The organism is Streptomyces sp. NPDC017529 (assembly GCF_044329785.1).
Classification (GTDB): domain Bacteria; phylum Actinomycetota; class Actinomycetes; order Streptomycetales; family Streptomycetaceae; genus Streptomyces.
The window spans coordinates 256,609-276,387 of sequence record NZ_JBIRJY010000008.1 but is presented as its reverse complement, the minus strand read 5'-3'; the positions used below and the strand labels follow the sequence as shown (position 1 = coordinate 276,387).

Genomic DNA, 19,779 nt, shown 5'->3' with positions numbered 1-19,779 from the left:
CCCGCCCTCACACCACGCGCACCTCCGGAACGTACAGGATCCAGCGGCCGCCCCCGGCCCGGAACGCCTGTTCTTTGGCCATGATCTCGTCGGCGTGGTTCCAGGCGAACAGCAGCGCGTAGTCCGGGTAGGGCGCGGCGAAGGCGGCGGGCGGGCGGACCGGGATGCGGGCGCCGGGGGTCAGCCTGCCGTGCTTGGCCGGGGTGGAGTCGCAGATGTACGGGACGAGGCGCGGGCCGAGGCCGCAGTAGGTGGTCACCGTGCAGCTCTTGGCCGTGGCCGCGTAGCCGGCCACGGTGCGGCCCGCGGCGCGCAGCCCTTCGAGGAGGGCCACCAGTTCGTTGCGGACGCGGTCCACCCGGCCGGCGAAGGCGGCCGGCGTGGCGGGGTCCGTGAGCCCGCCGGCCTCCTCTTCGGCCAGGAGCCCGGCGACCGCGGGGGCGGGGGCGCGGCGGCCGGCACGGGCCAGGGTGTAGCGGAGCTGGCCGCCGTGCACCGCCAGGCGTTCGACGTCGACGAGCCGGAACCCGAAGCGTTCGGCCAGCGCCCGTACGGAGGTCGCGGTGAAGTAGTAGCGGTGCTCGTCGTAGAACTGGTCGAAGGCGGTGCGTCCGACGATCTCGCCGAAGTACGGGTCCTCGAAGACGAACACGCCGTCTGCCGCCAGGAGTTCGTCCAGGCCCGCGAAGAGCCCCGGCAGGTCGGCGATGTCGCAGACGGTGTTGGCGGCGTACACGACCCGGGCGCGGCCCTCGGCGGCGGCGACCTCGCGGGCGGAGGCGGCGGTCAGGAAGGCGCGGTGCACCCGTGCCCCGCGGTATCCGGAGAACCCGGTCGGCTCGAAGGCGAGGTGGCGCACGCCCGCCTCCGCCACGGTCCGCAGGAAGACGCCGTCCGTGCATCCGATCTCGACGGCGAACGCGTCGCCCTTCGCGTGCAGCTCGGTACGGAGCAGGCGCCGCCCGGCGGCGCGGAAGTGCTCGCGCATCACCGACGAGCCCGACGAGTGGTACGGGTAGCCCGCGTACGGGCGGCGCTCGTGCGGGACGTCGTCGGTGAGCTGGACGAGGGCGCAGCGCCCGCACGTCCCGGCGGCGAGGCGGTAGCGGAACGTGTCGTCCGCCCCGGCCAGGGCTTCGGCAGGTGTCGGGAAGGCCGAGGACGGCGGGTGGTGCCCGAGGTCGAGGAAGATGTGCAGCGGTGTTCCGCAGATCCGGCACGTCGGTACGGTCATTCCGGGCTCCCGTCCGGTCCGGTCGGGCTGCGCAGGCAGGCGAGCAGGGTGCGGGCCTGGACGGTCACGTAGTGGCTGTGCCGCAGCAGGGCGCCGAGCTGACGGGGCGTCACCCAACGGTGGTCCCCGGCGGATTCGTACGCACCGGGCCCGTCGACCTCCACGATCAGGTAGCGGTTGAGAGCGTGGTGGAAGCGGCCGCCCTCCTCCGACAGGAGCGCGTCGAAGAGCACCCGTTCCGGCGGCGCGTCCAGGACCTCGCCGAGGAAGCGCGGCCGGGCCGCCGGCGGCAGCCCCTCGTAGTTCTCCGGCGTGCAGCACACCGTCGCGGTCAGCTCGGCCACGTCCACGCTGCCCGGCTCGGCGGCGGCGTGCACCAGGACGTGCGGCACGCCGTCGACGCGGGTGAGGAGGAAGGCGACGACACCGGTCCCGCGCGGGCGCAGCATGGGCTGGGTCCAGCGCCGTACCTCCCGGCCGCCGGCCCGCACCTCGACCGCGACGATGTCGAAGAAGCGGCCGCCGTCGTGGCTGACGGCGTACTCGGTGCGGTGCCAGCCCGGCAGTCCGCGCAGCGGTACGGGCCGGGTGCGCAGTCCGGTGCGGCTGCGGACGTCGGTGAGCCAGCCCAGGATCTCCCGCCCCGAGTGCAGCGCGCGGCCGGCGGGACCCGGTGGCGGTGGCAGGCAGGCGAGCACGCTCCTGGCGTCCATGTTCACCACGTCACCGGCCGCGAGCAGGCCGTGGACCCGGCGCAGCGGCATCCACCGGTGCCCCGGCAGCACCTCGACGTCCTCCGTGGTGCGCACGATCATGTTGCGGTTGCTCTTGCGGTGGAACCAGGCGCCCTGTTCCGACTGGCGTACGTCCGCGACCACCCGGCGGGACGGCGGGCTGCGGAAGTGACGCAGGTAGGGCACCGTCCGGCCGCCGTGCGCCCGGGTGAAGTTGGAGCGGGTGGCCTGTACGGTCGGCGCCAGCTGGAGGCCGCCCGCGTTGCCCGGCTCCGGCTTGGCCTGCATGAGGGCGTGCGGCCGGCCGCCGAAGTCCTTGACCAGCAGGCCCAGGACGCCGGTCTCCGGCTGGTTCAGGATGGGCTGTGTCCAGTGCGGGACCGGGCCGCCGGGCGCCGTGACGGCCAGGCCCTCGACGGAGAAGAACGCGCCCCGGTCGTGGACGAGATCGCCCGTGCGGGCGTCGGTGTGCCAGCCTTCCAGGGCGTCCAGCGGGATGCGCCGGGTACGGGTGTACGTACGCTCGCCGGCCTCGGCGAACCAGCGGCCGAGGTCGCCGGGCAGGGCGGAAGCCGTGTGGTCTGCCGGGCGGGGCAGGGCGGGCGCGGGCATCACAGCCCCCGCAGCACGTCGAGCAGCGCGTCGATCACCTTGTCCTGCACGGCACACGGCAGCGACGGGTACATGGGCAGCGAGAAGATCTCGCCGGCCAGCGCCTCGGTGACGGGCAGCGCCCCCTTGGCGTAGCCCAGGTGCGCGAACCCGGACATGGTGTGCACGGGCCACGGGTAGCTGACGTTGAGCGCGATGTCGTGACGCTCCCTGAGGACGCGCAGGATGCGGTCCCGTTCGGGATGGCGGACGACGTAGACGTAGTACACGTGCTCGTTGCCGGGTGCCGTGGCGGGGAGCACCAGACCGCTGCCGGACAGCGCTTCCTCGTAGCGCCGGGCCACCGCGCGCCGCCCGGTGACGTACCGGTCCAGGCGGCGCAGCTTGCGGCGCAGTATCTCGGCGTGCACCTCGTCGAGCCTGCTGTTGTGCCCGGGGGTGCGGGTGACGTAGTAGCGCTCCTCCATGCCGTAATAGCGCAACCGGCGCAGGGCGGCGTCGACTTCGGCGAAGGGGGTGAGGACCGCGCCGCCGTCGCCGTACGCGCCGAGGACCTTGGTCGGGTAGAAGGAGAAAGCCGCCGCGTCGCCCAGGGTTCCCGCGAGACGGCCGTGGTGCCGTGCGCCGTGTGCCTGCGCGCAGTCTTCCAGTACGGCCAGGCCGTTGGCCTCGGCGACGGCCCGGAGGGGCGCCATGTCCACGCACTGCCCGTAGAGGTGCACGGGCAGCAGCGCGCGGGTGCGGCCGGTCACGGCCGCCGCGAGTTGCCCGGTGTCCATCAGGTACGTGCCGGGGCGCACGTCGACGAAGACCGGCACGGCGCCGGCCGCGTCGATGGCCAGCACGGTGGGCGCCGCGGTGTTGGAGACGGTCACCACCTCGTCGCCCGGCCGGACGCCGAGGGCCTGGAGGGCGAGGGTGACGGCGTTGGTGCCGTTGCCGACGCCCACGCAGTGCCCGGTGCCGTGCCAGGCGGCGTACTCGGCCTCGAAGCCGCGCACGCTCGCGCCGAGCACCAGCTGCCCGGAGCGGAAGACTGTGTCGACGGCGTCGAGCACGTCCGCCCGTTCCTCCTCGTACTCGGCCAGGTAGTCCCACACGTGTGTGGTCATCGGTATGCCGCCTCTTTCCACCAGTCGGTGTGGTCGCGGTACCAGGCCACGGTGTCCGCCAGGCCGCGGTCGAACGCGGTGTGCGGGGCGTGGCCCAGCTCGGTACGGATCTTGGTCGCGTCGAGCGCGTAGCGCCGGTCGTGCCCCTTGCGGTCGGGCACCCGGCGGACGCTGGACCAGTCGGCGCCGCACAGCCGGAGCAGTTCGCCGGTCAGCGCGCGGTTGGTGCGGGGCGTGCCGCCGCCGACGTGGTAGATCTCGCCGGCCCTGCCGTGGTGGAGGACCCGGTGCACGGCCCGGCAGTGGTCGTCGACGTGCAGCCATTCGCGGACGTTGCCGCCGTCCCCGTACAGCGGCAGCTCGCGGCCCTGGAGGAGGCGGGTCACGAAGCACGGGACGAGTTTCTCGGGGTGCTGGTAGGGCCCGTAGGTGTTGCAGCCGCGGGTCACCGTCACGTCCAGGCCGTGGGTGTGGTGGCAGGCCAGCGCGAACAGGTCGGCGGCCGCCTTGGACGCCGCGTACGGGGACCTCGGCGCCACCGGCTGGTCCTCGGTCCACGCGCCGCGCCCGATGGAGCCGTACACCTCGTCGGTGGAGACGTGCACCACCCGGGCGACGCCGGTGCGCAGGCAGGCGTCGAGGAGCGTCTGCGTGCCGAGGACGTTCGTCCGGACGAACTCGGGCGCGGTGTCCGGTGCGATCGAGCGGTCGACGTGCGACTCGGCCGCGAAGTGCAGTACGGCGTCGTGACCGGGCAGCAGAGCGAGCAGCAGCGGCAGGTCGCAGACGTCGCCGCGCACGAAGTCCATGCGGGGGTGGCGGGCGGGCAGGCCGGCGCGGTTCCCCGCGTAGGTGAGCAGGTCGAGGACGGTGACGCGGGTGTGCGGGTCGCGCTCCTCCCCGAAGCCGCCGCCGAGGAGCGTACGGACGTAGTGCGAGCCGATGAATCCGGCGCCGCCGGTGACCAGGAGCCTCATGCGGCCACCTCGACCCGGCAGTCGTCGCCCACCACCAGCCGGCGCCGGCCGTCACCGGGGCCGATGCGGGCGGCCCGGCCGATCAGCGAGCCGTACAGGCCGCCGACCCGGTCGATGGTGACGCCGTCGAGCGTGACGGAGTCCTCCAAGCCGGCCCGGCGCAGCACGCAGTCGCGGCCGAGGGAGGTGTACGGGCCGATGCGGCTGTCCTCCACCACGGTGCCCGCGCCGATCAGCGCCGGGCCCTCGATCCGCGAGCCGGTCACCCTGGCGCCGGCCTCGACGACCACGGGGCCGGTCAGCCGGCTCGCGGCGTCGACCGTGCCGGCGACCGCGGGCCGTATCCCCTCCAGCAGCCTGCGGTTGCACGCGAGGACGTCCTCGACGCGGCCGGTGTCGCGCCAGAAGCCGCCGTACTCCCCCGCCCTGACCTCGGCGCCCGCGGTGATCAGCCACTGCACCGCGTCGGTGATCTCCAGTTCGCCGCGCGGTCCCGGCGCGATCGCGGCCACCGCCCGGTGGACGGCGGCGGTGAAGAAGTAGACGCCGACCAGCGCGAGGTCGCTGCGCGGCCGGTCCGGCTTCTCCGTCACCCGCACCACCGCGCCGCCCGCGTCCAGTTCGGCGACGCCGAAGCGGCGCGGGTCCGCCACCTTCTGCACCACGAGCTGGGCGGCCGGGCGGCGGGCGGCGAATTCCGCCGCGAGCGCGCCGACGCCCTCGGGGAGCACATTGTCACCGAGGTACAGCACGAAATCCTCCGCGCCGAGGAATTCCCGGCCCAGCGCCACGCAGTGCGCCAGCCCCAACGGCTGTTCCTGGGGCAGATAGGTGAGCCGTACGCCGAGGTCCGAACCGTCGCCGAGAGCCGCCGTGATGTGCCGGTCCCGGGCGCCGGTGACGATGCCGATATCCATGACACCCAGTTCCCGGATGTTTTCCAGGACGTGCCGCAGTACCGGCTTGCCCGCAATCGGAATCAATTGCTTGGGCATCGAGTAAGTGATCGGGCGAAGACGGCTTCCCGTCCCGCCGGACAGCACCAGAGCCTTCATGGAAAGGAGTCTCGGACCGGCCGCGGCGGGAGAGAAGACGCGGCCGGTGGACCGAACCGGCCGTGTCCCTTTCGGTCCACGATCCGGCCCGCGGTGAACTGCCCGTCAGGCGGACGACGCCGGCAGATAACCCAGCTGGGCGGCGAGCACCCCCGCCTGGAAACGGCTGCGTGCCTTCATCCCCGTCATCGCGTCGGTGGCGATGCGGCGCGCCGTCCGGGCCGAGACGCCCAGCCGCCGGGCGACGGTGGCGTCCGTGTGCCCCTCGGCGAGCAGTTGCAGCGCGGCCAGGTGCTGCCGGGTGAAGCCGTCCGCCGCGCGCCGGGACGGCGGTGGGCCGAGCCGTTCGGCCGCTGCCCACACGGCGTCGAACAGCGTGCTCAGCGCGGTCACGACGCCGGGCACCCGTACGGCGACGGCGGCCTCCGCCGCGCCTTCCCCGCCGGTGAAGACGAGCGCGGCGTGCCGGTCGGCGACGGCCATTCGGGTGGGCAGTACGGCGGCGGTACGGACGTCCGCGCCGGCCGACGCCAGCCACTCGGCGTGGGCCACGGCCGCCGGGTCGTGCCGGGCGCTGTCGAGGCAGACGGTGCGTACCCGTACGCCTCGCGCGAGCGGTTGCTCGTACAGCGGACGGAAGGCGGGGAGTCCGGGAAAGGCACCGGGCGGCCCGGCGGCGAACACCTGCAATTCCTCCTCGGCGAGGGCGCCCAGTTCCCTCAGGTGGTCGCCGATTTGGTCGGCGCCCGTCATCCGGAACACTCCGTGATCTGCGGCGGAATGCTGATGCGTGGCGCATTCGGAGACGAGGCGGGCGGCCGCGGCCCGGCTCTCCTCCACGCGCTGCTGCTGCGCGGCGAGTTCGGCCTGCTGCCGGGCGAGCAGGATGTCCATGCCCAGGCGCGGGCTCACCGCGTAGAGCCGGCGGGGATGTTCCGCCGAAGGGCGCACCAGCGCGAGGCCGGCCAGCCGGTTCAAGGACCGGTCCACCTCCTCCTCGGAGATTCCCGTCCGGCACGCCAATTCGGCCGGTTCGGCGTGCGGCTGGGCCAGCAGGGCACGGTAGACCCGTTCCGCCCTCGGGTCGACTCCCAGCCGTCCGAGAATGTGCTCAGACGTGCGCATGATTTCCCCCCTGAAATACGGCACATGGTGCGGGCGGCGGGCGTGGTCGCGCCCGGCCCGGTCGGGGAGCCCCGGCGGGCGTCCCACCCCGGAGCACGGATCCGGCACCGGGGACGACTCAACGCGGCACGGGGAAAGGAGCGACTGTGGCACGGCTCACGGCGCCGCGGTACGGCCTGTCAGGCTTCCCCCGCGAGCGTCGCGGCGGCCTCGTGCATCGCGAGTTCGAGCACCGCGGGTTCGGTGAGCCGGCCCGTGCCGTCCGGGAGGACGAGCCAGCGTACGCCGCCCGTCGCGCGCCCTGGGTAGGGCACCACGATCCAGCTGCCGGCGCCCGCCCCGCGCACTCCCGTGCCCAGCCAGCGCGCGGCCGTGCCGGGCGGCACGAAGAAGCCCGTACGGGCGTCCCCGAAGTCGCCCAGCACCGGCCCCGGCGCGGCCAGCACGCGGGCCAGCACGTTCAGGGTCGGGCGTCCGAGCGCGCCCGGCACGATCAGCACGTCCCAGAGCCGGCCGGCCGGAAGGAGCGCGACCCCGAGGGGGTTGCGCTCCCATTCCCACCGGCAGGTCTCGGGGTCCGCCGCCGCCGTCGCCAGCCATTGCACTGCGTCCTTGACCCCCGCCGCGTCCATGTCCCCTCGCTTCCGCGGCCCGCCCGGACCGCTCCCTGTCCTGGTGAGAGACGGCGGTGGGGGCATTCTTACGCGGGTTGGGAGGGTTTTCTCCCGGGCCGTCAGCTGTCGAAGCCGAGACCGGCCCGGTCCATCGCCCGCAGCCACAGGTTGCGGCGGCCGCCGTGGGTGTCGGCCCGCGTCATCGCCCACTGCGTGAGGCCGATCCCGGCCCAGCGCAGCGGCTCCGGCGGGAACGGCAGCGGCTTCGTACGGACCATCTCCAGCTCGGTGCGCTCGGTGCGCTCGCCCGCCAGGAAGTCGAGCATGACCTCCGCGCCGAAGCGGGTGGCGCCCACGCCCAGGCCCGTGAAGCCGGCGGCGTAGGCGACCCGTCCCGCGTACGCGGTGCCGAAGAAGGCGGAGAAGCGCGAGCAGGTGTCGATGGCGCCGCCCCAGGTGTGCGTGAAGCGCAGGCCCTCCAGCTGCGGGAAGCACTGGAAGAAGTGCCGGGCCAGCTTCTCGTACGTGGCGGGCCGGTGGTCGTACTCGGCCCGTACCCCGCCGTTGAAGCGGTAGACGGCGTCGTAGCCGCCCCACAGGATGCGCTGGTCGGCGGTGAGGCGGAAGTAGTGGAAGTGGTGGTTGCTGTCGGACAGGCCCTGGCGGCCCCGCCAGCCGACGGCGGCGAGCTGCGCCTCCGACAGCGGCTCGGTCATCAGCGCGTGGTCGTAGACCGGGACGACGTACGGGCGCACGCGGCGGACCAGGGACGGGAAGACGTTGGTGCCGAGGGCTATGCGGCGCGCGAAGACCCGGCCGTACGGGGTGCGCGCCGCCATCCCCACGCCGTCGGCGGCCAGCGCGGTGGCGGGCGTGTGCTCGTAGATCCGTACGCCGAGGTCCAGGCACGCCTTCTTCAGGCCCCAGGCCAGCCGGGCCGGGTTGAGCATCGCGACGCCCGTACGGTCCCAGAGGCCGGCCAGGAAGGTCGGGGAGACGACGTGCTCGCGCAGCGCCTCGCGGTCGAGGAACTCGATGCCGGCCAGGCCCAGCCGCGCGGCCTGTTCGGCGCCTTCCTCGAGTTCCGCGACCTGGTGGGGTTCGGTGGCGACGCTGATCTCGCCGGTGCGTTCGAAGGCGCAGTCGATGCCGTAGCGGGCGACGGCGTCCTCGATGGCGGCGAGGTTGCGGGCGCCGAGTTCTTCGAGCTTCGCCAGTTCGTCCGGCCAGCGGTCCAGGCCGTTGCCGAAGCCGTGGGTCAGGGAGGCGGCGCAGAAGCCGCCGTTGCGGCCGGAGGCGGCCCAGCCGACTTCCTGGCCCTCGACGAGGACGACGTCGCGTGCGGGGTCGCGTTCCTTGGCGATCAGCGCGGTCCACAGGCCGCAGTAGCCGCCGCCGACGACGAGCAGGTCGGTGCGTTCGTCGCCGACGAGGGCGGGGAGGGCGGCGGGGCGGTCCGCGTCGTCCAGCCAGAAGGAGACCGGGGCGGCGTCCGCGAGGGCGTGGGCGGGGGTGCTCATGGCAGCTCGTGCCATGGTTCTCAGCTCCTCTTCCGGCGTCCGGAGAGCAGTTGCCCTCCCAGGACGCAGAGCACGGCGATGAGGAACATCGCCGTTCCGATGACATTGATTTGGACGGGTGTGCCCCGTTGTGCGGATCCCCAGACGAACATGGGGAACGTCACAGTGGAGCCGGCGTTGAAGTTCGTGATGATGAAGTCGTCGAAGGAGAGCGCGAAGGAGAGCAGCGCGCCCGCCGCGATGCCGGGCGCCGCGATCGGCAGCGTCACGCGCAGGAACGTCTGCGCGGGGGACGCGTAGAGGTCCTGGGCCGCCTGTTCCAGGCGCGGGTCCATGCTCATCACGCGGGCCTTGACCGCCGTGACAACAAAACTCAGGCAGAACATGACGTGCGCGATCAGGATCGTCCAGAAGCCGAACCGGATGCCCATGTTGAGGAAGAGAGTCGCGAGCGAGGCGGCCATCACCACCTCGGGCATCGCCATCGGCAGGAAGATCAGCGTGTTGACCGACGACCGGGCCCGGAAGCGGTAGCGGGCCAGCGCGAAAGCGATCATGGTGCCCAGTACGGTCGCGCCGACCGTCGCCCAGACGGCGATCCGCAGGCTCAGGCCCAGCGATCCGCACAGGTCCGCGACGCCGCACGGGTCGGCCCAGGCGTCCGCCGAGAAGCGCTGCCACTCGTAGTTGAAGCGGCCGTTGGGCTTGTTGAAGGAGAAGACCAGCACGACGAGGTTGGGCAGGATCAGGTACGCCAGCGTGGCGAGTCCCGCCAGCACGACGAGGTGGCGGCGCAGCCACCGGAGCACGGCCATCAGACCAGGTCCTCCGTCCCGGACTTGCGGATGTAGAGCGTGACCATGGCGAGGATGGCCGCCATGAGGATGAAGGAGAGCGCGGCGGCGGTCGGGTAGTCCAGAACCCGCAGGAACTGCGACTGGATGACGTTGCCGATCATCTTCTGGTCCGTGGAGCCGAGCAGCTCGGCGTTGATGTAGTCGCCCGCGGCGGGAATGAAGCTCAGCAGCGTGCCGGCCACCACGCCCGGCATGGACAGCGGGAACGTCACCCGGCGGAAGGTGGTGACCGGGCGGGCGTACAGGTCGCCGGCGGCCTCGTGCAGCCGCGGGTCGATGCGCTCCAGCGAGGTGTACAGCGGCAGCACCATGAACGGCAGGAAGTTGTACGTCAGTCCGCAGACCACCGCCAGCGGCGTGGCCAGCACCCGCTGTCCCTCGGTGAGCCCCAGCCAGCTCGTCACGTCCAGGACGTGCAGCGAGTTCAGCACGCCGACCACCGGTCCGCCGTCCGCCAGGATCGTCTTCCAGGCCAGCGTGCGGATCAGGAAGCTGGTGAAGAAAGGGGCGATGACCAGCACCATCACGACGTTGCGCCAGCGGCCCGCCTTGAAGGCGATGAGGTACGCGAGCGGATAGCCCAGGACCAGGCAGAGCACGGTAGCGGTGGCCGCGTAGCCGACGGACCGCAGGAACTGCGGCCAGTACTCGCCGAGCGCGTCCCAGTAGGTGGCGAAGTGCCAGGTGACCTTGAAGCCCTCTTCGAGGGAGCCGGTCTGCACGGAGGTGGACGCCTGGTAGACCAGCGGCGCCGCGAAGAAGACGACCAGCCACAGGATGCCGGGGAGCAGCAGCCAGTACGGGACGAGGCGCTTGCGGGTGCGGGGCCTGCGGAGCCGCGGCGCGTCCTCCGAGGTGGGCGGCGGCGCCTCGGTGGTCGTCACGCGGCCTCCTCGTCGGTGTCCGCGCCTGCCTCGATGTCCTGGGAGGCGTCCAGGCCGAAGGTGTGCGCGGGGTTCCAGTGCAGGACCACCTCGGCGCCGGGGGCCAGCCGGGCGTCACGCTCGACGTTCTGCTCGTAGACGGCGAGCCGGCCGGCGCCCGGGGCCTCGACGAGGTACTGCGTGCTGACGCCGATGAAGCTCGCGTCCCGGATGCGTCCGGGCAGCCGGTTGCGGCCTTCGGCGATCGCTCCCGCGTCGTCGGCGTGCGCGAGGGCTATCTTCTCCGGACGTACGCCCGCCAGCACCTTCTCTCCTGTACACGCCGTGGTGCGACATCGCCCGGCGGGCATCCGCAGCTTGGCGTCACCGGCCTTGAGCAGCAGCTCGCCGCCGTCGGCCGCCACCACTTCGGCCGCGATGAGGTTGGAGGTGCCCAGGAAGTTGGCGACGAAGGTGGTGCCCGGGTTCTCGTACAGGTCGGCGGGCGCGCCGAGCTGCTCGACGCGGCCGCCGTTCATCACCGCGACCGTGTCGGCCATCGTCATGGCCTCCTCCTGGTCGTGGGTGACGTGGACGAAGGTGATGCCGACCTCGGTCTGGATGCGCTTGAGTTCGAGCTGCATCTGACGGCGCAGCTTGAGGTCGAGGGCGCCCAGCGGCTCGTCCAGGAGGAGCACCTGCGGATGGTTGATCAGGGCGCGCGCCACCGCGACGCGCTGCTGCTGGCCGCCGGAGAGCTGCTGCGGCTTGCGGCGCGCCATCGGACCGAGCTCGACCAGGTCGAGCATCTCCTCGACCTGTTTCCTCACGGACTTGATGCCGCGGCGGCGCAGGCCGAACGCGACGTTCTCATAGATGTCCAGGTGCGGGAAGAGCGCGTAGTTCTGGAAGACGGTGTTGACCGGCCGCTTGTACGGGGGCAGCGCGGTCACGTCCCTGCCGGCCAGCTCGACGGTGCCGGCGGACGGCTCCTCCAGGCCCGCGATCATGCGCAGCGTGGTGGTCTTGCCGCAGCCGGACGCGCCCAGCAGCGCGAAGAAGGAGCCCGCTGGGACCGTCAGGTCGAGCGGGTGGACGGCGGTGAAGGAGCCGTAGGTCTTGCTGATCCCGGAGAGGCGGACGTCGCCACCGGAGGTCTGTGTCATGGGTGGTCCCGTGGGTCGGAGGGCGGGGCGGGCACGTGCCGCGCGTGCCGGGCCGGGGGCCTTCTCAGGCGCCCGTCAGGTCGGCGAATTTCTGGGCGAATTCCTTGCTCTCCCTGCCGTCGAGGGCACGGAAGGCATGCGACCTGGCGGTCATCTCCCGGTCCGGGAGAATCAGCGGGTTGTCCGCCAGGTCCCGGTCGATCTTCGCCAGTTCCTCGCGTACGCCGTCGACCGGGCACACGTAATTGATGTACGCCGCGATCCGCGCCGCCACCTTCGGCTCGTAGCAGTAGTCGATGAGGCGTTCGGCGTTCTTTTTGTGGCGCGCCTGGTTCGGCACCATCAGGTTGTCCGTGGACGTCATGTAACCGGCCTTCGGAACGGCGTAGGCGATGTCCGGGTTGTCCTGCTGCAGCTGGACGACGTCCCCGGCCCAGGCCACGCACGCGGCGAGGTCGCCCTTGCCGAGGTCGTTGATGTAGTCGTTGCCGGTGAAGCGGCGGATCTGCTTGGTGTCCACGCCCTTCTGGAGCCGGGCGACGGCGGCGTCGAAATCGTCGGCCGTGCAGCTCTCGGGGCGCTTCCCCATGTCCAGGAGCGTCAGTCCGACGGTGTCGCGCATTTCCGAGAGGAAGCCGACCCGGCCCTTGAGCCTCGGGTCGTCCAGCAATTGGCTGACGGAATCGACCGTACGCCCTTCGGTGGCCTTCGTGTTGTACGCGATGACCGCCGGAGTGCCCGTCCACGGATAGGAATGGGCACGCCCCGGGTCCCAGTCCGGATCGCGGAACTGCTGCGAGAGATTGGCGTGCGCGTGCGGCATACCGGACGTGTCCAGCCGCTGGATCCAGCCGAGCGAAATCATCCGCGCGCACATCCAGTCGGTCAGCACGATCAGGTCCCGGCCGGTGTCCTGCCCTGCGGCGAGCTGCGCCTGGACCTTGCCGAAGAACTCGTCGTTGTCGTTGATGTCCTCGGTGTACTTCACCGCGAGCCCGGTGCGCCCGGTGAACGCGTCCAGGGCCGGCCGGCGCCTCCCGTCCTCGCCGGCGTCCAGGTACTGCGCCCAGTTGGAGAAGACGACACGTTTCTCCTGCCCGGAGTGGTCCTCGCCGCGACCGGCGTCCATACGGCCGGCGGGCGGGATGCCGCAGGCCGCGAGCGCGCCGGCGCCGCCGGACGCGAGCGCCCCCGCCGCGCCCGCGCGGAGCAGCGACCGCCGGGTCATGGCCAGCCGGCCGTCGGTGAGGCTGCGCCGCACCGCCGCGAGTTCGGGCGGGGACAGGCTCTCGGGCTGCTGGGGTTCTTCCATGCGCGGTGCCCTTCCAGGGTGAGCGAGCCCGGTGGTCAGCCGGTGACGACGGCCGTTCCGCGTCAGGCGCGGTCCCCGAAAACAGTCCGGTGCCAGTCCTTCGCGACCGTCCCGGTGTTGTCGTACATTACGTGCTTGACCTGCGTGTATTCCTCGAAGGAGTACGCGGACATGTCCTTGCCGAAGCCCGATGCCCGGTAGCCGCCGTGCGGCATCTCGCTGAGGATCGGGATGTGGTCGTTGACCCAGACGCAGCCCGCCTTGATCTCGCGGGTGGCGCGTCCGGTGCGGTAGACGTCCCGGCTCCAGGCGGAGGCCGCCAGGCCGTACGGGGTGTCGTTGGCCAGCGCGATCCCCTCGTCGTCGCTGTCGAAGGGCAGCACGGCCAGCACCGGGCCGAAGATCTCGCGCTGCACGACCTCGCTGTCCTGCGCGGCGCCCGTGATGAGCGTGGGACGGTAGTACGCGCCCTTGGCCAGGTCGCCCTGGGGAGCCTCGCCGCCGGTGACGACGGTGGCGTACGACCGGGCGCGCTCCACGAAGCCCGCGACCCGGTCGCGCTGGGTGTGCGAGATCAGCGGGCCGAGGTCGGTGGCCGGGTCGAAGGGATCGCCGAGCCGTACGGTCGCCATCAGGTCGGCGACGCCGCCGACGAACGCGTCGTACAGCGGGCGCTGCACATAGGCGCGGGTGGCGGCGGTGCAGTCCTGGCCGGTGTTGATCAGGGCGCCGGCCACCGCGCCGTGCACCGCCGCCTCCAGGTCGGCGTCGTCGAAGACCACGAAGGGGGCCTTGCCGCCGAGTTCGAGGTGCAGCCGCTTGACGGTGCTCGTGGCGATCTCGGCGACCCGCTTGCCGACCGCCGTCGAGCCGGTGAACGAGGTCATGGCGACGCCGGGGTGTGCGACCAGGTGCTCGCCCGCCTCGCGGCCCGCGCCGGAGACGATGTTGAGCACCCCGTCGGGGATGCCCGCCTCGGTGGCCGCCTGGGCGAACATCACCGAGGTCAGCGGGGTGATCTCGGCGGGCTTCAGGACGATCGTGTTGCCCGCGGCGATGGCCGGCAGCACCTTCCAGGCCGCCATCTGCAACGGGTAGTTCCACGGCGCGATCGAGCCGACGACGCCGATCGGCTCGCGGCGGATCACGGAGGTGTGGCCGGCGCTGTACTCCCCCGCCGACCTGCCCTCCAGGTGCCGCGCGGCGCCCGCGAAGAAGGCGGCGTTGTCCACCGAACCCGGTACGTCGAACTCCTCGCTGAGCTTGGCGGGCTTGCCGCACTGGAGGGACTCGGCGTAGGCCAGCTCGCCGGCGCGCTCGCCGAGGACGGCGGCGAAGCGGTGCAGGGCGTCCGAGCGCTCGCCGGGGGTCGCGCCCGCCCATGCGGGGAAGGCCCGTTCGGCGGCCGCGACGGCCGCGTCCACGTCCGCCGCCGAGGCCGGCCGGTAGCGGTACACCTGGTTTCCGGTGGCCGGGTCGACCACCTGCTGGGTTTGGCCGGAACTGCCGTCCCGAAGCTCGCCCGCGATGTACTGCACGCCATCGGCGAATCGTTCGTTCACGTCGAATCGCTGAACCATGGTGCTCTCTTCCGCCGGGCGCCGGGACCGCGCGGCGGCACACCCAGGCGTAGCTCTTTCCGGAATCGATGGCTGATCTTGACAGAGGAGGAAGGCCCCAACAAGGGATTCCGTTGTTGCCTTTTGATTACGCGACGGATTCTGCGATTTCCGTCGTGGGGCACCCCGACACGTTGTCAGTGCCCGCTGGCAGAATCCCGGCATGGTGCACGACAGCACGGGGGGAACGGGGATGAACGAGCCACGAGGTGCGGCGGCGGAGGCCGACGGGCCGCGGTCGGTCGCGGAGCTGACCGCGCGGACGGCAGCCGGGAAGCGGTTCAAGTACCTCTGCTTCTGGGGCCACACGCCGCGCCGCGACGGGACGCTCGGGGCGAGCTGCCTCAGCCAGTGGTGGCCCGCGCCGTTCACGGTCGACGGCGTGCGGTACGCCACCGCAGAGCACTGGATGATGGCCTGCAAGGCCCGCCTGTTCGGCGACGCGGAGGCGGAGCGGCGGGCGATAGCCGCCGAGCACCCGAAGCAGGCCAAGGACGCCGGCCGCTCGGTGCGCGGCTTCGACAGCGAGCTGTGGGAGCGGCACCGCTTCGCGTACGTGGCAGAGGGCAGCGTGCACAAGTTCGGGCAGGACGACGCCCTGCGCGCCTACCTGCTGGGGACGGGCTCCCGCGTGCTGGTCGAGGCCAGCCCGCTGGACCGCATATGGGGCATCGGGCTGGCCGCCGACGACGAGCGCGCGCAGGATCCGGCGCGCTGGCGCGGGCTGAACCTGCTGGGCTTCGCGCTGATGGAGGCGCGCCAGAGGCTGGCGGAGGGGACCGCGTAGGGCTCTAGAAGACGGCGGGACGCGGACCGGGCGCGGGCGCGGCCTCGAACGTGTCCGGGCCGTCGTCGTCGGAACCGGAGCCGCCGGAGCCCGAGCCGTCGGAGTGGCCGGGGTGCCAGGGGCCGTCGTCGTAGCCCGCGTCGTCCGCGGCCGACGCCACGATGAAGCCGAGCATGACCACGCTCAGCAGCACCGCCACGGCGCCCAGGATGATCCCGGCCAGCGCGGTCCCGCCGTTGCTTGCCTCACCCTTGGTCACCTTGGCCCGCCCGACACCGCCGAAGACGATCGCGAGCACACCGAGGAGGAAGCCGAAGAACACGGTGACACCGAGGACCGTGCCCAGGATGCCGAGGACGAGAGCGGCGGTGCCGAAGCCGTTGCTCAGGCCGGTGGGCAGCCAGTACGGCTGGTAGCCGGGCGGCGGGAGCTGCCCGGGGTGGCCGCCCGCGTACGGGGCGCCGCCCCAGCCGTACCCGCCGGTGCCGTACCCGGCCGTGCCGTACGGCTGCGCACCGGAGCCGGGTATCGGCGGGACACCGGAAGCGGACGGCGCGTACACCCCTGCCGTGCCGGGCGCGGGCGGCGGCAGCGGTACGTCGTACCGGCCGCCCGGCGCGCCCGGCGCCTCCCGGTCCTCCGGCGGCGCCCACGGGTCGCGCGGCTCCGGCCCCTGACTGTCGGACATGACACCCCCACACTCCCCCGCCTTGGCTGTACGGCAATGCTAAGACCTGCGCCTTTCGCGGCGCCGGGCCCCGCATACCATGAACACCGTCCGCGGCCCGCCGGCCCGACCTTCGACCAGGAGGACCCGTTGTCCGATCTCGACGCCTTCATCGCCGGGCTGCCCAAGGCCGAGCTGCACGTCCACCACGTCGGATCGGCTTCCCCGCGCATCGTCTCCAAGCTGGCCGCCCGGCACAGCGACTCCCCGGTCCCCACCGACCCCGAAGCGCTCGCCGACTACTTCACCTTCCGCGACTTCGCCCACTTCATCCAGGTCTACCTCTCCGTCGTGGACCTGATCCGTGACTCCGAGGACGTCCGGCTGCTGACGTACGAGGTCGCCCGCGACATGGCGCGGCAGAACATCCGCTACGCCGAGCTGACCGTCACCCCGTACAGCTCCACCCGCCGCGGCATCCCGGACGCCGCCTTCGTCGAGGCCATCGAGGACGCGCGCCGGGCGGCGGAGTCGGAGTTGGGCGTGGTGCTGCGCTGGTGCTTCGACATCCCCGGCGAGGCCGGGCTGGAGGCGGCCGAGGAAACCACGCGCATCGCCTGCGACCTGCGCCCCGAGGGCCTGGTCTCGTTCGGCCTCGGCGGCCCGGAGATCGGCGTGCCGCGCCCGCAGTTCAAGCCGTACTTCGACCGTGCCGTCGCGGCCGGCCTGCACTCCGTTCCGCACGCCGGCGAGACCACGGGCCCGCAGACCGTCTGGGACGCGCTCACCGACCTGCGCGCCGAGCGCATCGGCCACGGCACCAGCGCCGTGCAGGATCCGAAGCTGCTGGCCCACCTCGCCGAGCACCGCATCCCGCTGGAGGTCTGCCCGACCTCGAACATCGCCACCCGCGCGGTGCGCACCCTCGACGAGCACCCGCTCAAGGAGATGGTGGACGCGGGCGTGCTGGTCACGATCAACAGCGACGACCCGCCGATGTTCGGCACCGACCTGTGCTCGGAGTACGGCGTCGCCGCGCGCCTGCTCGGCCTCGACGCCGCCGGGGTCGCCGACCTGGCCAAGAACGCCGTCGCGGCATCCTTCATGGACGCGTCCGCCAAGGCGGCGCTGACCACCGAGATCGACGACTACACCGCCACGTGGCCCCGGTGAGGGCCGCGCGGGCCGACCGGGTCGCGGCCGCCCGCCGGGTCGCCGTCATCGGCCACCGCGGCGCCCCGTACGAGTGCCGTGAGAACACCCTCGCCTCGGTCGGCGCCGCCCTCGAAGCGGGTGCCGACGCGGTGGAGATCGATGTCCGGCTGACCGCCGACCGCGTTCCGGTCCTGCTGCACGACCCGACGCTGGAACGGCTGTGGGGCCACGACCGCCGGCTCGCCTCGCTGACGTACGCCCAGGTGGAGGAGGTGTCCGAGGGCGGGGTGCCGACCTTGCGCGACGCCCTCGCCCTTACGGCCGAGTACCCGCACGCGCGCGCCCTGATCGACCTTCCCGACCCCGGCGCCGCGCGCGCCGCCGTCACCGAGGTCCACGCGTCGGGCGCCGCCGACCGCGCCTACTACTGCGGCGGCGGCCGCTCCATGCTCGCCGTGCGCGCCGCCGACCCGGCCGCCGAACTCGCTCTCTCCTGGTGCCGGACGGCCCCGCCGCGCCCGGAGCTGCTGGCCCGCGTACGTCCTCGCTGGCTCAACTACCACTTCGGCCTGGTCACCCGTGACCTGGTCGAACGGGCCCACGGCGAGGGTTACTTGTGCGCCGCCTGGACCACCGACACGCCGCGCGCCGCGCGCCGCCTCGGGCGCGCGGGCGTCGACGCCGTCACGACCAACCGGGTCACCGCCGTACGCGCGGCGCTCTGAGGCGTACCGGCTCCGTCCGGCTCAGCGTTTCACCAGCCGCCGCGCCACGAAGTGGGTCAGGGCCGTGGCCGCTCCGGCCGCGGCCAGTCCGCTCACCGTGCCGCGCAGGTCCGTGGGCCGCAGGCGCCCCGCGCGCCGCAGCCGGCCGCGCGCCCACACGGCGTACGGGACGACGATCAGCGGTGAGGTGACCGAGCCGGGGGTGTAGCCGCGTACGGCGGCGGCCTGCGCGAGGTGCACCAGGCCGTGCAGCCCGAACCCGTCCACCGCGCCCTGGAAGAACGCCGAGCGGCCGCCGGTGCGGTGGCCCTGCGCCGAGGCGGCGGCCACGATCACCGCCATGGCGCCCACCGCGACCGTGAACTCCCGCTGATCGACGCCCTCCAGCGCCTTCCAGAGCCGTTCCGGCGCCCCGGGGAAACGTTCCCGCAACTCCGGCAGGCTCTTACGGATCCAACGCGGCCCGAAGGCCACCTCCTCCGCGTCGTGCAACGCCCAGGCGGCGAGCAGTCCGAACGTGACGGCGGGGCTCAGGTCCTGCGTGGTCTTCTTCGACATGAGCGCCGAGTCTGGCACGCGGCCGTTTCCCGCACCCATCCGGCCACCTACGAACGCACTTGACCTTGCCCCCGTGTCAACCCGTCCACTGGGAGTCACCTCGGCAAACGCCGTCCCTCTCCCACCAAGGACACCCATGCTCACCTACACCGGCTCCGGCCCGTACTGCTACAGCAACGCCCTCGCGACGGTGCTCGGCCCGGCCACCGCCCCGTCGACCGCCGTCATCGAGACCCTCACCGGCTCGCCGTTCGGCTTCCAGTTCATCGGCGGCACGCTGCCGCTGTTCGACCCGTACGGATGGAACCCGGAAATCGGCCTGGACGCCGCCGTGCCGGCACTCGGTCTGCGCTGTGTACGCGACGCCGGCGGCACCCAGGACGAGGCGCTGGCCCGGCTGGGCGCCGTCTGCGCCGAAGGGCCCGTCCTGGCCGGCCCGCTGGAGATGGGCCTGCTGCTGTACCAGAGCGGCTCGGGCACCGCGATCGGCGCCGACCACTACGTGGTGGTCCTCGCGGTCGAGAACGGCACCGTCCTCCTCCACGACCCGCACGGCCACCCGTACGCGACGCTGCCCGCCGCGGAGTTCGCCGCTGCCTGGCGCGCGGAGTCGGTGACGTACGCCGACGCCCCGTACGTGATGCGCTCCGCCTTCGTACAGGAGCGGGCCGTCGATCCGGCGGACGCCCTGCGGCAGTCGCTGCCCGGCGCCGTACGGTGGCTGGCCGGCCGCGACGACCTGCCCGTGCCGCCCGGCTCGCTGGGCGGGGCCGCCGCGGCCGAGGCGCTGGCGGACCAGGTCGCGAAGGGGGACCTGCCGTCGGAGACCCGCGGCCTGCTCGGTTCCTTCGCCATCCGGGTCGGCGCCCGCCGCCTCAACGACGCGGCGGCGTGCCTGGCCCCGCTGGGCCTGACCGCCCCGGCAGCCCTCCTGGCCGAACAGTCCCGCATGGTCGGCAGCCTGCAACACCCCGTCGTCTCCGGGGACGACCAAGCGCTGGAAGCGGGACTGCGGCGGCTCGCCCCTACGTACGAGCGGCTGCGCACCGCCCTGGAGGAAGCCCTCGTGCAGGACGCTCCCCGCTGA

The 19,779-nt window shown here is 72.8% G+C and carries 19 protein-coding genes; 4 read left to right on the top strand and 15 right to left on the bottom strand.

The annotated features are described in order from the left end of the window. Window positions 1-7: 7 nt before the first annotated feature. From ACH4K4_RS22615 to ACH4K4_RS22555, 13 genes are all read right to left on the bottom strand, one after another. Window positions 8-1,234, bottom strand: a complete 1,227-nt coding sequence (locus tag ACH4K4_RS22615; protein WP_398169514.1) for a class I SAM-dependent methyltransferase — start codon at window positions 1,232-1,234, stop codon at window positions 8-10. After that, on the bottom strand, window positions 1,231-2,580 hold the full coding sequence (locus ACH4K4_RS22610) for an NDP-hexose 2,3-dehydratase family protein (RefSeq protein ID WP_398169512.1): 1,350 nt from the start codon (window positions 2,578-2,580) through the stop codon (window positions 1,231-1,233). Before ACH4K4_RS22610 ends, ACH4K4_RS22615 begins: the two co-directional genes overlap by 4 nt. After that, entirely contained in the window at window positions 2,580-3,692 is a 1,113-nt protein-coding gene (locus tag ACH4K4_RS22605; RefSeq protein WP_398169511.1) for a DegT/DnrJ/EryC1/StrS family aminotransferase, read from the bottom strand. Before ACH4K4_RS22605 ends, ACH4K4_RS22610 begins: the two co-directional genes overlap by 1 nt. Further along, complete coding sequence (gene rfbB, locus ACH4K4_RS22600; RefSeq protein WP_398169510.1) at window positions 3,689-4,669, bottom strand: dTDP-glucose 4,6-dehydratase; 981 nt, start codon at window positions 4,667-4,669, stop codon at window positions 3,689-3,691. The genes ACH4K4_RS22605 and rfbB overlap by 4 nt, the downstream gene beginning before the upstream one ends. Then, a complete protein-coding gene (locus ACH4K4_RS22595) occupies window positions 4,666-5,724 on the bottom strand; it encodes a glucose-1-phosphate thymidylyltransferase (RefSeq protein WP_398169508.1) in 1,059 nt (352 codons plus the stop codon). The genes rfbB and ACH4K4_RS22595 overlap by 4 nt, the downstream gene beginning before the upstream one ends. 105 nt (window positions 5,725-5,829) lie before the next feature. Continuing rightward, the gene (locus tag ACH4K4_RS22590; protein WP_398169507.1) at window positions 5,830-6,849 is read right to left on the bottom strand and encodes a helix-turn-helix domain-containing protein; all 1,020 of its coding nucleotides are present in this window, start codon (window positions 6,847-6,849) and stop codon (window positions 5,830-5,832) included. A gap of 179 nt (window positions 6,850-7,028) precedes the next feature. After that, window positions 7,029-7,481, bottom strand: a complete 453-nt coding sequence (locus ACH4K4_RS22585; RefSeq protein WP_398169506.1) for a hypothetical protein — start codon at window positions 7,479-7,481, stop codon at window positions 7,029-7,031. A 101-nt stretch (window positions 7,482-7,582) separates the two neighbouring features. Next, window positions 7,583-8,998: an NAD(P)/FAD-dependent oxidoreductase gene (locus tag ACH4K4_RS22580; protein ID WP_398169505.1), complete on the bottom strand. Its 1,416-nt coding sequence runs from the start codon at window positions 8,996-8,998 to the stop codon at window positions 7,583-7,585. A 5-nt stretch (window positions 8,999-9,003) separates the two neighbouring features. Next, window positions 9,004-9,798 carry an ABC transporter permease gene (locus tag ACH4K4_RS22575; RefSeq protein WP_398169504.1) on the bottom strand — a complete coding sequence of 265 codons (795 nt, stop codon included), beginning with the start codon at window positions 9,796-9,798 and terminating at the stop codon, window positions 9,004-9,006. Further along, complete coding sequence (locus ACH4K4_RS22570; protein WP_398169503.1) at window positions 9,798-10,724, bottom strand: ABC transporter permease; 927 nt, start codon at window positions 10,722-10,724, stop codon at window positions 9,798-9,800. Before ACH4K4_RS22570 ends, ACH4K4_RS22575 begins: the two co-directional genes overlap by 1 nt. Beyond that, complete coding sequence (locus tag ACH4K4_RS22565) at window positions 10,721-11,869, bottom strand: ABC transporter ATP-binding protein (protein WP_398169502.1); 1,149 nt, start codon at window positions 11,867-11,869, stop codon at window positions 10,721-10,723. The genes ACH4K4_RS22570 and ACH4K4_RS22565 overlap by 4 nt, the downstream gene beginning before the upstream one ends. A 64-nt stretch (window positions 11,870-11,933) precedes the next feature. After that, window positions 11,934-13,181: a spermidine/putrescine ABC transporter substrate-binding protein gene (locus ACH4K4_RS22560; RefSeq protein WP_398169501.1), complete on the bottom strand. Its 1,248-nt coding sequence runs from the start codon at window positions 13,179-13,181 to the stop codon at window positions 11,934-11,936. 62 nt (window positions 13,182-13,243) lie between these two features. After that, the gene (locus tag ACH4K4_RS22555; protein WP_398169499.1) at window positions 13,244-14,761 is read right to left on the bottom strand and encodes a gamma-aminobutyraldehyde dehydrogenase; all 1,518 of its coding nucleotides are present in this window, start codon (window positions 14,759-14,761) and stop codon (window positions 13,244-13,246) included. Window positions 14,762-14,993: 232 nt separating this feature from the next. Here ACH4K4_RS22555 and ACH4K4_RS22550 point away from each other — a divergent pair, with 232 nt between their 5' ends. Further along, on the top strand, window positions 14,994-15,587 hold the full coding sequence (locus ACH4K4_RS22550) for an NADAR family protein (RefSeq protein ID WP_398169498.1): 594 nt from the start codon (window positions 14,994-14,996) through the stop codon (window positions 15,585-15,587). A 4-nt stretch (window positions 15,588-15,591) separates the two neighbouring features. Here ACH4K4_RS22550 and ACH4K4_RS22545 read toward each other — a convergent pair whose 3' ends face one another. Further along, window positions 15,592-16,275, bottom strand: a complete 684-nt coding sequence (locus tag ACH4K4_RS22545) for a DUF4190 domain-containing protein (RefSeq protein WP_398169497.1) — start codon at window positions 16,273-16,275, stop codon at window positions 15,592-15,594. Window positions 16,276-16,311: 36 nt separating this feature from the next. On the opposite strand from ACH4K4_RS22545, the gene ACH4K4_RS22540 reads away from it, so the two are divergent. Together ACH4K4_RS22540 and ACH4K4_RS22535 are read left to right on the top strand one after the other, a co-directional pair. Next, window positions 16,312-17,427, top strand: a complete 1,116-nt coding sequence (locus ACH4K4_RS22540; protein ID WP_398169495.1) for an adenosine deaminase — start codon at window positions 16,312-16,314, stop codon at window positions 17,425-17,427. Beyond that, entirely contained in the window at window positions 17,415-18,134 is a 720-nt protein-coding gene (locus tag ACH4K4_RS22535; protein ID WP_398169494.1) for a glycerophosphodiester phosphodiesterase, read from the top strand. The genes ACH4K4_RS22540 and ACH4K4_RS22535 overlap by 13 nt, the downstream gene beginning before the upstream one ends. Before the next feature lie 21 nt (window positions 18,135-18,155). Here ACH4K4_RS22535 and ACH4K4_RS22530 read toward each other — a convergent pair whose 3' ends face one another. Further along, the gene (locus ACH4K4_RS22530; protein ID WP_398169492.1) at window positions 18,156-18,692 is read right to left on the bottom strand and encodes an HXXEE domain-containing protein; all 537 of its coding nucleotides are present in this window, start codon (window positions 18,690-18,692) and stop codon (window positions 18,156-18,158) included. Window positions 18,693-18,828: 136 nt separating this feature from the next. On the opposite strand from ACH4K4_RS22530, the gene ACH4K4_RS22525 reads away from it, so the two are divergent. Further along, window positions 18,829-19,779, top strand: a complete 951-nt coding sequence (locus ACH4K4_RS22525) for a hypothetical protein (protein WP_398169491.1) — start codon at window positions 18,829-18,831, stop codon at window positions 19,777-19,779.